Source organism: Agreia sp. Leaf244 (assembly GCF_001422695.1).
GTDB lineage: Bacteria > Actinomycetota > Actinomycetes > Actinomycetales > Microbacteriaceae > Agreia.
The window spans coordinates 93,238-105,802 of the sequence record NZ_LMLX01000008.1 but is presented as its reverse complement, the minus strand read 5'-3'; the positions used below and the strand labels follow the sequence as shown (position 1 = coordinate 105,802).

Sequence of the window (12,565 nt, the reverse complement as noted above, 5' to 3'; positions counted from 1 at the left end):
GTGCTCCCACGACACCGAACCCGCAGCCACCGCCGCCAGGGTTGCCGGGAGCCGGTCAACGAGGGCTGTGCTGGTGTCGACCAGGACCGCGGTTCGGTACTCGGTGCGGCGGGTCAGCAGGGCGAGCTCGGTAAGGAGTTCGACCCGTTCGACCCGGGCCGTGGACCAGACCGGACCTGCGGTGGACGTGTCAACGGGTGCTTGCCGGTGGAGCTCGCGGGCAGCAGCGGTGACGCGTCTGGCCCTGACCGCGGATAGGCGGGCTATCTGCGTGTCGAGGGCGGCGACCTCATCGAGCGCGACCACGTACGGGTCGGCCGAGAGGGGCGGGGGTGGGGGTGTCATGGGACAAGTCAAACAGTGACCACCGACACTGGGTCGGAACGAGCATTCGATGCTTGACCAGCGGAAACGACTGTGGATAAGTGTCGTTGGGCTTGGGTTGTGGAGGAGGAGTCGTGGCCTGGTGGGGTGCCCTTCGACAAGCTCAGGGAACGGGTCTCGACCGAACGCGGGTGCCCTTCGACAGGCTCCGGGACCGGGGGCCGATACGGCCGCGGGCGGCCTACTCGGCCAGCGCGGGGCGGGGCTGGTCAGCAGCCTCCGCCGATCTGCTCGGAATCGACGGGCCAGCGGATGTCGAGCACGTCGCCCGGCTGTACCTCGAGATAGTCAGAGCAGCGGAAGTTCACCCGGACCACATCGTCGACCTGCAGATTGAAGCGGGAAGCGATCGCCAGCACCTGGTCCTGGTTGGCGACCGTGTAGCTGTATTCGTAGTCGTTCAGCGCGACCGCCGGCCCCATGGCGAACTGCTGGGGACCCGAGTCGCTGACCCACGGCGTCGTCGCCGTGTTTCCCCCGTCGGTCTGCCCACCCATGGCGTTGGGTGAGACGGGAGGCGCAGGCGGTTCGGGAGCGGGAGCCGGCTCGGGCTCGGCAGCCGGAGTCGGTGTGGGCGTCGGGGTCGGCGTGGGCGTCGGAGTGATGGTGACCGCAGGCGCGCTCTGGGTGACCGTGACCGTCGGCGCGGGCTCGGACGCCGGAACGCAGGCGCTGAGGCCGACGAGCAGAACCGTGGCGATGACGACGAGAGGCGCTCTGCGCTGGGCACGATTCATACGATCATTGTGCCCGATGACCCGCGAACCACCGCGATCGTTTTGGAACGCGCGGACTCAATCGGAAATGGGCTCGATGACGCCGACGGGCTCGCGCTTCTCCGCCTGGAAGCGATCCTCGGTGCGTCCGAAAGCCCAGTAGCCCGAAAGCGACAGTTGCGTGCGCGTGACGCCGCGTTCCTTGAAGACATCGCGGAGCTGCTTCATGGCTCCGCGCTCCCCGTGGGCGAAGACCTGCACACGACCCTCGGCCCAGTCGTGATCGGCGACCGCGTCGGCGAGCAGAGTCGTCTTGCCCGCGTGCGCGTCGCGGCGCAGCAGCCAGCGCACCTCGACGCCCTCGGGGGCTCGCAGTTCGATGGCGTCAGCCTCGGTGTAGGTCTCGATGAACGCAACACCGCGCGCGGTCGAGGGAAGGGCATCCAGAGCCGACGCGATGGCGGGGAGCGCCGACTCGTCGCCGGCGAACAGGTGCCAGTCGGCCGTGGGATCGGGAGCGTATCCCCCGCCGGGGCCGGAGACGATGGCCATGTCGCCGGGCTTCGCGGCGGCGGCCCAGGGCCCCGCGAGGCCCTCGTCTCCGTGCACGACGAAGTCGATCGAGATCGTCTTGTCGACCTCGTTCACTTCTCGCACGGTGTAGGTGCGGGTGACCTGGTGACCGTCGACATCGGTGAACAGCATCTTCACGTACTTGTCGGTCTTGTCGTTGCTGACGAACTCGTCGAAACCGGCGCCCCCGAGAACCACGCGAACGAGGTGGGGAGAGAGCCTGAGGGCGCGAACCACCGAGAGGGTGATCTGGGTGCGCGGCTTCCGGGCGCCGGCGGCTGGAGCGGTGAGGGACATGGCATGACCTAACTTCGAGACGAACTTAGGTAAGCCTAACAAGTACGACAGGCGAGGATGCCCTTCGACAGGCTCAGGGAACGACAGGCTCAGGGAACGACAGCCGTTCCCTGAGCCCGGGACGGACTAGCGCTCGATCTTGTCGAGGTGCAGCATCTTCGCGAGGTTCTTGTCGAGCTCCTCGTCGCTGAAGACCTTCTTCCAGTCCTCCTTGATGATGGCGCCGCGGCCGTAGTCCATGGCGATCAGGCACGCATCCGAGAAGGGGTTGTCACCCTTGAGCGTGTTCGCCAGGGCGACCTGCGTGTGGCCGAGCAGGATGGCGCGTGCGGCGGGCTCGGGAACGCCCATCGTGTTCACGGCCTCGTCGAGCGACTCCTTGAGCAGGGCGCCGATCATGCAGGCGATGGTCTCCACGAGGGTGGGCTCGAGCTGGGCAAGCTGCTTCACGGTCGTCCAGTGCACGTCCTGCACCGGGGCGAAGATCGCGCGCACGACCTGCTCGACCTGGGCCTTCTTCGACTCGTCGTCGCTCTCGATCGCAGCGATCGCATCCTGCAGGGCCGCGATTCCGCCGAAGGTGTCGGCGTACTCCTCGGGCGTGTGGCGCTCGACGAAGATCGACGGGTGGCACGGATGCGTCACCGCCTCGATCACGTCGTCGCGACGGGTCAGCAGACCCGCGTAGGCGGCGGCGGGGTCGAGGGTGAGCACCACGGCGCCGCTCTTCATCTGCGGAACCACGTCGGCCGAGACGGCCTTCAGTGCGAGGTCGGGAACGGCGAGCACGACGACATCGGCGTCCACAACAGCGGTGGGGGTGTCGGTGAGCACGCGGCCGGTCGCGGTGACGCGCTCCTGCCCGGCGGGCGAGACCTCGCTGTAGTACACGGTGTAGTCGGTCTTGACGAGGTTGTTGGACACGCGCATGCCCATCTTGCCGCCGGCGCCGATCACGGCGATGGTGAGGTTGTCAGTAGACATTCTTGCTCCTTAGATATGCGAGGTTGTGGTCGTTCCAGTCGTTCTCCAGCTGCACCGTCTCGTCGATGGTGTCGGCGAGGGGAAGCCAGTGTTCGATCACCTGGTTGATGCCGCGTTCGTTCGGGCGAACGGTCTCGAGCAGGTAGTCGTAGTCGAGGAGGCCGGTGCCGAGCGGGGCACCCTCGAGGGTGAAGCCCACCCAGCCGCCACGCCGGGTGAACGCGAAGTCCTTCACGTGGATGTTCTTGACGTAGGGCGCGGTGCGGGCGATCACGTCGCGCGGGTTCTCGAGAGCAGCCACGCTGTTCGCCGGATCGAGGCATATGCCGAGCCGAGAATGCGCCACCTGCTCGACGAGCCCGACGAGGTCGGTCGATGAGACCTGCTCGTAGGTCTCGAGGGCCAGGTCGACGCCGGCGTCGTCGTACGCACCGAGAATCTGTCGCAGCTGCGACTCGGCCTCGGTGAGGGTGGGTCGCGACGTGGGCGAGTAGAGCATGCTGCGCACGATGGATGCGTCGAGCGCGTTCGCGAGGTCGAGATACTTCTCGAGGTGGTCGGGCGTCACGCCCTTCGTGCCGAGCTCGAGCGTGATCCCGAGCTCGTGGGCCAGATCGGACAGGCGCGCGAGCTCGTCGCGCGTCAGGTCTTCGATGGGTGCGTAGTCGCAGAACTGGAACAGCTCGGCGTTCAGTTCCGCTGTGCGGCGCAGCATGTCGAAGGCATCGAGCCGGTTCGGCGCGAGCTCGGAATGCTGCCAGAAGAACGCGTAGGAGCCGAGGCCGATCATCGCCGGGCCCCCGCTTCGTCGAGAACGCGCCCCAACGCATCCGTGTCGTGGGCGAACCGGCCGAGGAAGATGCCGTCGACCTCGTCGCCGAGCTCGGCCAGCAGACCGGGGCCGGCGCTGCCGCCATAGATCACGGCACTGTCGGGTCGGTCTGCCACGGCCGAATGCAGCAGGGCGCAGACGGCCCGCACATATGCGGGTTCCGCGGGCTCAGCCGCACCGATCGCCCAGACGGGCTCGTAGGCCACGATCACGCGACCCGCGGGCGCGCCGTCGAGCGCCGAGCCGAGCTGGCGCAGGCACTCCGCGGCGGCATCCTCAGGAGAGGTGCGCGTCTTCTCGCCGACGCAGAGCACGGGGGCGAGGCCGTTGCGCAGCGCCGCCGACGTCTTCGCGGCCACGATCTCGTCGGTCTCGCCGAACAGGGCGCGACGCTCCGCGTGGCCCACCTCGACGACGCGTGCGCCGACCTCGGCGAGCTCGACGCCGCTGACCTCGCCGGTGAACGCTCCCGCGTCCTCCGTCGCCAGGTCCTGGGCGCCGACGAGCACGGGCGTGCCCTCGAGAACGCCGACGCTCTGCGCGAGCGACACGAAGCTCGGAATCACGAAGACCTCGACGGAGCCGTTCTGCACCGCGGGATGGCGGCGCGCGAGGTCGCCGACCCTCGAGATCCAGTCGAGCGTCTGCGCGTGCCCGAAGTACATCTTCAGGCTCACGCCGACGAGGGTGGGGGTGGTCATCAGCAGGAGCCCGTTGCCTCGTACTCCGAGAGCACGGCGACTTTCTCGGCGCTCGCGCTGGCCTCATCGAAGCGGTACGTCAGCCACTCGCGCACGAGGCGGCGGGCGAGCTCGATTCCTATGACGCGCTGGCCCATGGTGAGCACCTGGGCGTTGTTCGAGAGGATCAGTCGCTCGACAGAGAAGCTGTCGTGGGCGACGGATGCGCGGATTCCCGCGACCTTGCCGGCGGCCATGGCGACACCGATTCCCGTGCCGCAGAAGAGGAGCGCGCGGTCAGCCTCGCCGGAGGCGACGAGCTCGCCGGCCGCGACGCCGATCTTCGGGTAGGCGGTGTGCCCGTCGGCGTCGACACCGATGTCGGTGACGCTCTCGACGAGGTCGCTCGCTTCGAGGTCCTTCTTCAGGATCTCCTTGTAGTCGAATCCCGCGTCATCGCAGCCGATGACGATGCGGAGCTTGTCAGTCATTTCTCTCCTTCAGAGGTGCCGGCCAGGACGGCGGCGATGGATTGCACGATGAGGCCGAACGAGTACGCTCCGGCGTCGGGGGTTCCGAGGCTCTTCTCCGCGTGCGGACGGGCGCGGCCCATGCGGGGCAGCAGATCGGCCGTGGCGGTCGCGGCGGCCGAGGCGGCGTCGGCCGCGGTCTGCCAGGCGTCGGCGAGCGAGGCTCCGCCGTCGATTCCGCTCTTGAGGGTGTCGCGGAAGGGCACGAGGGCGTCGACCATCGTCTTGTCGCCCACCTCGGCCTTGCCGAACGACATGATGCCGTCGACCGCGGCCGCGACTCCGGTAGACACGGACTCGGCCGTCGGCCTGCCCTCGTCGCCCAGAGCGTCGCCGACCGCCGACAGGGCGACGCCCCACAGCGCTCCCGACGTGCCGCCGGCCTTGTTGGCCCAGGCGTTCGCCGACAGCTCGAGAAGGGTCTTCGCGCCCGCGCCCAGGGCGAGCGCCTCGGATGCCGCGGCCGACGCGGCCCGCGCGCCCCGTTGCATCCCGATGCCGTGGTCGCCGTCGCCGGCGACCGCGTCGATGCGGCCCAGCTCGTCGGCGTTGGCGTCGACGACGCGGGCGATCGCCTCGATCGCCTGCACGACGACAGCCGCAGCCTGCCTCGAATCCTCGTCGGCCTCGGGGATCACGACGGCCTGCGCGGCCTCGATCTCGCTGGGATCGAGCTGCTGCACGGCTGCCACCGAACCCTTGCGGTAGGCCGGGGTGTCGGCCGGTGCACGCCAGAAGCGTTCGAGTTCGTCGTCGAGCCAGAACAGCGTGAGCGAGGCCCCCGCCATGTCGAAGCTGGTGACGAGCTCGCCCACCTCGGGGTCGACGACCTCGAGGCCGGCCTCCGCGAGCAGCGTGGCGATGCGTCGGTACACGACGAAGAGCTCCTCGTACTTCACCGAGCCGAGACCATTGAGGATCACGCCGACCCGCTGGCCCCGGGCCGACGAGATGCCCTCGGGCAGCTCCGCGAGCAGCGAGTCGACGAACAGCTCCGCGAGACCGTCGGCCGTGGGCACGTCGGTCTCGTCGATTCCCGGCTCGCCGTGGATGCCCATCCCCACGGCCATGCGACCGTCGGGGACCGTGAAGAGGGGCGCGTCGGCACCGGGAAGGGTGCAGCCCGAGAAGGCGACGCCGAAGGAGCGGGTGCGCTCGTTCGCCAGCTCGGCGACACGAACCACCTCGTCGAGCGAATAGCCCTCCTCGGCCGCGGCCGCGGCCGACTTGAACACCGTGAGGTCGCCCGCGATGCCGCGGCGCTTGTGCTTCTCGGCCGCCGGGGCAGACGAGATGTCGTCGGTCACCGCAACGTGGCGCGTCTGGATGCCTGCGGCGTTCAGCTTCTGCTCGGCCTGGGTGAAGTGCAGCACGTCTCCGGCGTAGTTTCCGAAGCTGAGCAGCACTCCCCCGCCGCGGTTGGCGGCGAGCGCCACAGATTCGACCTGCTGAGCCGAGGGCGACGCGAACAGGTTGCCCATAGCGGCGCCGTGGGCGAGGCCCTGGCCCACGATGCCGCCGAATGCCGGATAGTGGCCCGAGCCGCCTCCGACGACGAGCGCGACGGTTCCTTCGGGTGTGCGGGTGCTGCGCACCACGCCGCCCGCGACCCGGCGTACCTGGTTCGCATTCGCGGCCACGAAGCCGTCGATCATCTCGTCGGCGAACTCGGTCGGATCATTGAATAGGCGAGTCATCTGAGATCTCCTGGGGTGTCGAGAGTCGTATCGGCGGTCAGTGGACGATCGCCGGCGCCTTCGCGTCGGGGTTGAAGGAACCGTCCTTCTTGCCCCGGTACGAGAGCACGACCATCAGCACGGCGGAGAGCAGCAGGAAGAAGCCCACGATCGCCATCGGCACGAAGTACTGCGGTTCGCCCGACGAGTCCTTGGTGAGGTCGGCAACGGCACCCGTGATGTAGGGGGCGCCGAATCCGGCAAGGTTTCCGACGGTGTTGATCAAGGCGACACCCGCTGCAGCGGCGACGCCGGTGAGGAACTGGGTGGGCAATGTCCAGAAGTTCGGCAGCACGGCGAAGATGGCCATGGCGGTGATCGCGATGACCGCGATCGTGGCCACGGGCGACCCGGCGAACAGGGCCAGCGGAATCGTGAGGGCACCGATGACCGCCGGGCCTGCGATGTGCCAGGTCCTCAGTCCGCGCTTCGAGACGTCCTTGGTCCACAGCCACAGCGCGATGGCGGCCGGGATGTAGGGGACGGCCGTGATGAGGCCCTTCTCGAAGACGTTGTACTCGGTGCCGTAGAGCTCCTGGAAACCGTTGATGATCGTCGGCAGGAAGAACGCCAGGGTGTAGAGACCGTAGATGAAGCCGAAGTAGATGAAGGCGAGAATCCAGACACGACCGCTCGTGAAGGCCTGCATAAAGCCTCCGCGCTGCTTGCCGGCCGTGACGGCCTGCAGCGATTCGGTCTTGGTCTTCTCGGCGGCGAGCTCCTCGGTGAGCCAGACCTGCTCCTCCTTGGTGAGCCACTTCGCATCGCTGGGCTTGTCCTTGAGGTAGAACCATGCCACGACGCCGATGATGATCGCCGGTGCGCCGACGCCGAGGAACATGACCCGCCAGCCCTCGAGGCCGAAGAGTCCGTGGGCGCCGATGAGCAGGCCGGCCAGCGGGGCTCCGATGACGGTTGTCAGAGGCTGTGCCAGGTAGAAGAGCGCGAGGATCTTGCCTCGGTGACGCGCGGGCACCCACAGGCTGAGGAACAGAATGGCGCCTGGGAAGAATCCGGCCTCGGCGACACCGAGAATGAAACGCAGGATGGCGAGCTGCTCGAAGTTGCCGACCCAGGTGAAGAGAACCGCGACGATCCCCCAGGTGACCATGATGCGCGAGAGCCAGCGGCGCGCACCGAAGCGGGCGAGCGCCAGGTTCGATGGGACCTCGAGCAGGATGTACCCGATGAAGAAGACGCCCGAGGCGAATCCGACCTGGGTGACCGTCAGGGCCAGGTCGTCGTTCATTCCGTTCGGCGCGGCGAAACCGATGGCGGATCGGTCGAGGTAGTTGATGAAGAACATAAAGGCCACGAATGGAACGAGCCGCCACGCCACCTTCTTGATGGTCGACTTCTCGATTGCTGAGACGTGCGTCTCGGCGCGGGAGGTGGTCATGGATAACTCCTTTGTCACGTCAATTCCGACTGCGCTCCTGCCCCGGCGGACAGCGAACCCCTAACAACCGGTTGACCAATTTAGAAACCATAACGCCTGCTCGGTATTCCGCGCAAGCCGCTAGGTTATGTGGTGCACCGTTTCGCGGTGGTCACGAGTGGGATCGTCGGGGGCTGTTTCTGTGGTGGAGCTGATCTGCATCTGGTGCGGCGAGAACGGCACTCGAATCCGTCGGAGCGCCAGGTACTGCTCCATGTCGTGCAAGTGGCAGGCGAAGGAGATGCGGCGCCGAGCGCGCAGTCATCGGGTCAACGGCGAATTCTCTCGTGCCGAGCTCATCCGACTATGGAGCGAATTCGGCAGACGGTGCGCCTACTGCTCGACAGCCACATCGCGCACGGAGATCCAACCCGATCACGTCTATTCGATCAGTCGCGGCGGCCGGAACGACTACGGAAACCTTCTGCCGGCGTGCGGAGAGTGCAACGCCGACAAGCGCGACCTCTCGCTGGAGGAGTGGGCCGCCGATCGTGAACGACGAGGCCTTCCTCCTCGTCGGACCACGCGCTTTCGTGGAGCGAAGTACGGGCACCTCATCCTGCCTCTGGAAGGCACGAGAACGGATCAGTCCGACGACGCCTGACGAGAGAAGTCGACGAGGTAGGCCGCGGCCGCCGTCAGCACCTCGTGATCGTCCTGGAGGAATCCCAGTCCGACGTTGCAGCCGTTGCAGAGGAGCCCGCGCACACGTCCGGTGCGGTGGTCGTGGTCGACCACGAGACCCGATTCGGAGCTGTCCTCCTTGCCGCAGATCGCACAGCGGCCCGCCTGGGATTCCCGGAGTTCGTCGAACTCCTCCGTCGTGAGCTTGTACCGCTCTCTCAAGCGGCGGCGGCGCAATTGCTCATCGCGATTGCCGGCACCGAACTTGTTCGCGTTCCTCACCGTCATGCATTCGGAGCGCCCGTTCTCGCGATACCGGATGCGCGTCTCGCCGCATACCGAACAGATCGCTTTGCGGTTTTCTGCGTCGATATCTGTCAAGCGATGGCGGACGACCGGCATACTCTCCCCCACGTCTCAGACGATTCAGCCAACCATAACCGTTCTCAGAGGACCGCCGAGGTTGCACTCAGTGCGTCGTTGCACCTAGTGTAATAACGTGACCACCAAGCCGATCCTGATGGATCGCCGAGCCGAGTTGAAGGCCCGGCACCGTGAAGCCATCCTCGACGCTGCGGACTCGCTGATCCTCGAACGAGGACAGGCCCGCTTCAGTGTCGATGAGCTCGCCGACCGCGCCGACATCGCCCGTCGCACCGTCTTCAACCATTTCTCGTCGCTCGACGACGTGATCATGACCAGTTGCACCCGCACCCTCAATCGTGCGATCGATGATTTTCTCGCCGTCGCGAGCGTCACCCCCTCGAGCCACGGCAGCCGCGCGGCGCTCTTCGCCGAGGTCACCACGGCGATCAAGCAGATGGATCTGCCCAGTCTGGTCGCCTACTTCTTCGGGCTCCTCGACGGCGACGACGCCCGCACCCAGAATGCGGACAGCGTGTTCATGCGGTCGACCGAAGGCCTCACGGTCGAGCTCGCCCGGCGCAGCGGCGTCGATGAGTTCGAGGTCGCGGTCCTCGTGAGTACTCTGTTGAACGGCATCTCCGTGGTCGCTCGGCACTGGATGATCCAAGCCGGTGGCACGCTCGACGCCGCGTCTCGGAGCGTCTGGGACAGCCTTCTCGACCGCTTCATCGGTATCGTCCGCGACGGATACTCCGCACCGAGCTGAGTTCCGCCCACCCCCACTCCCCTCTCTCTTCCCAACGATGCGACGTGAGACTCCTCCCCCGTCACCCGCTCATTTCAGAAAGAAGCTGAGGAACATGGCATCCCTCCTCTACCGCCTCGGTGTGTTTTCCGCACGCCGCGCCTGGTTGGTCATCGTCGCCTGGATCGTGATCCTCGGCCTCACAGGAGGAGCGTTCGCGTTGTTCGGGGGCACGCTCACCTCCGCGGTGAGCATTCCGGGAACGGCGACCCAGAAGGTCAGCGACGAACTGGCCGAGAAGTTCCCGTCGGCCAGTGGCGGACGTGGAACCGTGGTGTTCACGACCACCGACGACACCGCCTTCACCGATGAGCAGAAGACGGCCATCGGCGCGCTGCTCGAGAAGACGACCGAGCTCGACGATGTGAAGTCGACGACCAACCCCTTCGACACGCAGGCCCAGATCGACGACTCCGCCCAGAAGGTCGTCGACGGCCGGCAGCAGATCGCCGACGGCACGACGAAACTCGACGACGGCCAGGCACTGCTCGACAGCGCGAAGAGCCAGGCCGCCGCCGGTCAGCAGCAGCTCGACCAGGCACGCGCCCAGGCGGAAGCAGCCGGCCAGCTGGCCGCCGCCCAGCCTCAACTCGACGCCCAGCAGGCGCAGCTCGACGCGGGCAACGCCGAGCTGGCGACGCAGCAGGCGACCATCGACTCCAGCCGCGCCGAGCTCGAGAAGCAGAGCGCCACCCTCGAAGAGGGAGCCAAACTCCTCGACCTGGCCTCGAACATCCGCCAGGTCTCGACAGACGACACGACCGCCGTCGGCACCGTGCAGTTCGACAAGTCCCTCAACCTCGTTCCCTCGGAGGCCAAGGAGGCCGTGGTCGAGGAACTGAGCAACGCCAAGATCGACGGCGTCACCGCCGAGGTGTCCAACGACATCGCCGCGACCATCCCCGAGGTTCTCGGCCCGGGAGAGATCGGCGGCGTGATCTTCGCCGCGATCGTCCTCTTCGTGATGCTCGGCACCCTCATCGGCGCCGCCCTGCCGCTCGTCAACGCAATCATCGGTGTGGGCGTGGGAGTGCTCGCCTCGCTGGCGCTGTCGGGAACGGTCACCATGCTCTCGGTCACGCCCGTGCTCGGCGTGATGCTCGGACTCGCGGTCGGAATCGACTACTCCCTGTTCATCCTCAACAGGCACCGAACCCAACTGCGCTCGGGTCTCGAACTCAAGGAGTCCATCGGCCTCGCCAACGGCACCTCGGGCAACGCCGTGGTCTTCGCCGGCTCGACCGTACTGATCGCCCTGCTCGCCCTCAACCTCACCGGGGTCCCGTTCCTCGGGCTCATGGGAACCGTGGGCGCCGTCTGTGTTTTCGTCGCCATCCTCATCGCGGTCACGCTGACGCCGGCCATGCTCCGCCTCGCCGGCATGCGCATCCTCACCAAGAAGGCCCGCGCCAAGGTCGGCCACACCGATCACCAGGCCCGGGTTCCGAACAAGCCCATGAACACACTGCGCGCAGCGATCACCGTGGTTGCCGGAATCGCCGTGCTGCTCATCGTGGCCCTGCCCGCGCTCTCGATGCGACTCGGCCTGCCCGCCGGTTCCTCCGAGCCGGTCGACTCGAGCGCCTACAAGGCCTACAAGCTCATCGACGACAAGTTCGGCGCCGGTGTCAACGGCCCGCTGATCGTGGTCGCCGATCTCGACAAGGCGATCACCGATGACGAGCTCGTGAGCGAGCAGGTGCGCATCGGAACGCTGCTCAAGGCCGAGAACGACGTCGTGGCCGTGGCCCCGATCGGTGCCAGCGACGATGACCTGCTGCTCGCCTTCCAGGTCGTGCCGAAGGAGGGCCCCACCAGCGAGTCGACCGAGCAGCTCGTGCGCGACCTGCGCGGCCTCGACATCGACGGTGTCGCAGAGCTCGGTGTCGCCGGCAACGCGTCGGGCAACATCGACGTCAGCGAGAAGCTCGCCGAAGCGCTCCCGCTCTACCTGACCGTCGTTGTGGGACTGTCTCTGATCATCCTGATTCTCGTCTTCAGGTCGATTCTCGTGCCGATCACGGCGACGGCCGGATTCGTGCTGTCTCTGTTCGCGGCCTTCGGCGGCATCACCGCGGTGTTCCAGTGGGGCTGGCTGGCCCCCGTCTTCGGGGTGCACGATCCCGGCCCCATCCTGAGCTTCCTTCCGATCCTCGTGGTCGGAGTGCTGTTCGGGCTGGCGATGGACTACCAGTTGTTCCTGGTGAGCGGCATGCGCGAGTCGTACGCGCACGGATCGCCGGCCAGGCTCGCGGTTCAGCGCGGCGTCCATGCCGGGCGCACGGTGGTCATCGCCGCCGCACTGATCATGACGAGTGTTTTCGGCGGATTCATCTTCTCGAACTCCGTCATGATCCAGTCGATCGGTCTCGGTCTCGCTCTCGGAGTGCTGCTCGACGCGTTCGTCGTCAGACTGCTGATCATCCCTGCGGTGATGCATCTGCTCGGTGCGTCGGCCTGGTGGCTGCCGAAGTGGCTCGACCGCATCCTGCCCGATGTCGATGTCGAGGGGGCCTCTCTGCACCGCAAGCACCCCACGGAGGCTCACGAGGCCGCTGGTCCGAAGCATGCCGAGGCGCCCACCTCGTAGTGCTGCGCGA

At 67.0% G+C, this 12,565-nt stretch carries 13 protein-coding genes; 3 read left to right on the top strand and 10 right to left on the bottom strand.

Features of this window, described 5'->3' with window-relative positions; all coding sequences use genetic code 11:
* The 9 genes from ASF06_RS18680 to ASF06_RS18640 all read right to left on the bottom strand — a co-directional run.
* Nucleotides 1-345, bottom strand: a 345-nt coding sequence (locus ASF06_RS18680; protein ID WP_442853939.1) for a hypothetical protein, incomplete at its 3' end; no start/stop codon positions are given.
* Nucleotides 346-593: 248 nt separating this feature from the next.
* Nucleotides 594-1,121, bottom strand: coding sequence for a hypothetical protein (locus ASF06_RS19915; protein WP_055950686.1), 528 nt, complete (start codon nt 1,119-1,121; stop codon nt 594-596).
* Between the two features lie 57 nt (nt 1,122-1,178).
* Complete coding sequence (locus tag ASF06_RS18670; protein WP_055950683.1) at nt 1,179-1,970, bottom strand: siderophore-interacting protein; 792 nt, start codon at nt 1,968-1,970, stop codon at nt 1,179-1,181.
* Between the two features lie 126 nt (nt 1,971-2,096).
* Complete coding sequence (locus ASF06_RS18665) at nt 2,097-2,954, bottom strand: phosphogluconate dehydrogenase C-terminal domain-containing protein (RefSeq protein WP_055950680.1); 858 nt, start codon at nt 2,952-2,954, stop codon at nt 2,097-2,099.
* Nucleotides 2,944-3,744, bottom strand: coding sequence for a sugar phosphate isomerase/epimerase family protein (locus ASF06_RS18660; protein ID WP_055950677.1), 801 nt, complete (start codon nt 3,742-3,744; stop codon nt 2,944-2,946). Before ASF06_RS18660 ends, ASF06_RS18665 begins: the two co-directional genes overlap by 11 nt.
* Nucleotides 3,741-4,487, bottom strand: coding sequence for a triose-phosphate isomerase family protein (locus tag ASF06_RS18655; RefSeq protein ID WP_055950674.1), 747 nt, complete (start codon nt 4,485-4,487; stop codon nt 3,741-3,743). Before ASF06_RS18655 ends, ASF06_RS18660 begins: the two co-directional genes overlap by 4 nt.
* Nucleotides 4,487-4,957, bottom strand: coding sequence for a ribose-5-phosphate isomerase (locus ASF06_RS18650; RefSeq protein WP_055950671.1), 471 nt, complete (start codon nt 4,955-4,957; stop codon nt 4,487-4,489). The genes ASF06_RS18655 and ASF06_RS18650 overlap by 1 nt, the downstream gene beginning before the upstream one ends.
* Nucleotides 4,954-6,693 carry a dihydroxyacetone kinase family protein gene (locus ASF06_RS18645; protein ID WP_055950668.1) on the bottom strand — a complete coding sequence of 580 codons (1,740 nt, stop codon included), beginning with the start codon at nt 6,691-6,693 and terminating at the stop codon, nt 4,954-4,956. Before ASF06_RS18645 ends, ASF06_RS18650 begins: the two co-directional genes overlap by 4 nt.
* 37 nt (nt 6,694-6,730) lie before the next feature.
* Complete coding sequence (locus ASF06_RS18640) at nt 6,731-8,131, bottom strand: MFS transporter (protein ID WP_055950665.1); 1,401 nt, start codon at nt 8,129-8,131, stop codon at nt 6,731-6,733.
* A gap of 127 nt (nt 8,132-8,258) precedes the next feature.
* On the opposite strand from ASF06_RS18640, the gene ASF06_RS20240 reads away from it, so the two are divergent.
* Nucleotides 8,259-8,774 carry an HNH endonuclease signature motif containing protein gene (locus ASF06_RS20240; RefSeq protein WP_082501090.1) on the top strand — a complete coding sequence of 172 codons (516 nt, stop codon included), beginning with the start codon at nt 8,259-8,261 and terminating at the stop codon, nt 8,772-8,774.
* On the opposite strand, the gene ASF06_RS18630 is transcribed toward ASF06_RS20240, so the two are convergent.
* The gene (locus tag ASF06_RS18630) at nt 8,756-9,196 is read right to left on the bottom strand and encodes an endonuclease VII domain-containing protein (protein WP_082501089.1); all 441 of its coding nucleotides are present in this window, start codon (nt 9,194-9,196) and stop codon (nt 8,756-8,758) included. The two genes, ASF06_RS20240 and ASF06_RS18630, sit on opposite strands and share 19 nt — an antisense overlap.
* A gap of 97 nt (nt 9,197-9,293) precedes the next feature.
* On the opposite strand from ASF06_RS18630, the gene ASF06_RS18625 reads away from it, so the two are divergent.
* A complete protein-coding gene (locus tag ASF06_RS18625; protein WP_157439260.1) occupies nt 9,294-9,926 on the top strand; it encodes a TetR/AcrR family transcriptional regulator in 633 nt (210 codons plus the stop codon).
* A 94-nt stretch (nt 9,927-10,020) separates the two neighbouring features.
* Complete coding sequence (locus ASF06_RS18620) at nt 10,021-12,555, top strand: MMPL family transporter (protein WP_055950656.1); 2,535 nt, start codon at nt 10,021-10,023, stop codon at nt 12,553-12,555.
* Nucleotides 12,556-12,565: the final 10 nt, after the last annotated feature.

Coding starts and splice junctions, on each gene's coding strand:
- ASF06_RS18640 (WP_055950665.1), bottom strand. CDS start 8,131: ATGACCACCTCCCGCGCCGAGACGCACGTCTCAGCAATCGAGAAGTCG.
- ASF06_RS18660 (WP_055950677.1), bottom strand. CDS start 3,744: ATGATCGGCCTCGGCTCCTACGCGTTCTTCTGGCAGCATTCCGAGCTC.
- ASF06_RS18650 (WP_055950671.1), bottom strand. CDS start 4,957: ATGACTGACAAGCTCCGCATCGTCATCGGCTGCGATGACGCGGGATTC.
- ASF06_RS19915 (WP_055950686.1), bottom strand. CDS start 1,121: ATGAATCGTGCCCAGCGCAGAGCGCCTCTCGTCGTCATCGCCACGGTT.
- ASF06_RS18630 (WP_082501089.1), bottom strand. CDS start 9,196: ATGCCGGTCGTCCGCCATCGCTTGACAGATATCGACGCAGAAAACCGC.
- ASF06_RS18665 (WP_055950680.1), bottom strand. CDS start 2,954: ATGTCTACTGACAACCTCACCATCGCCGTGATCGGCGCCGGCGGCAAG.
- ASF06_RS18670 (WP_055950683.1), bottom strand. CDS start 1,970: ATGTCCCTCACCGCTCCAGCCGCCGGCGCCCGGAAGCCGCGCACCCAG.
- ASF06_RS18620 (WP_055950656.1), top strand. CDS start 10,021: ATGGCATCCCTCCTCTACCGCCTCGGTGTGTTTTCCGCACGCCGCGCC.
- ASF06_RS20240 (WP_082501090.1), top strand. CDS start 8,259: ATGTGGTGCACCGTTTCGCGGTGGTCACGAGTGGGATCGTCGGGGGCT.
- ASF06_RS18655 (WP_055950674.1), bottom strand. CDS start 4,487: ATGACCACCCCCACCCTCGTCGGCGTGAGCCTGAAGATGTACTTCGGG.
- ASF06_RS18645 (WP_055950668.1), bottom strand. CDS start 6,693: ATGACTCGCCTATTCAATGATCCGACCGAGTTCGCCGACGAGATGATC.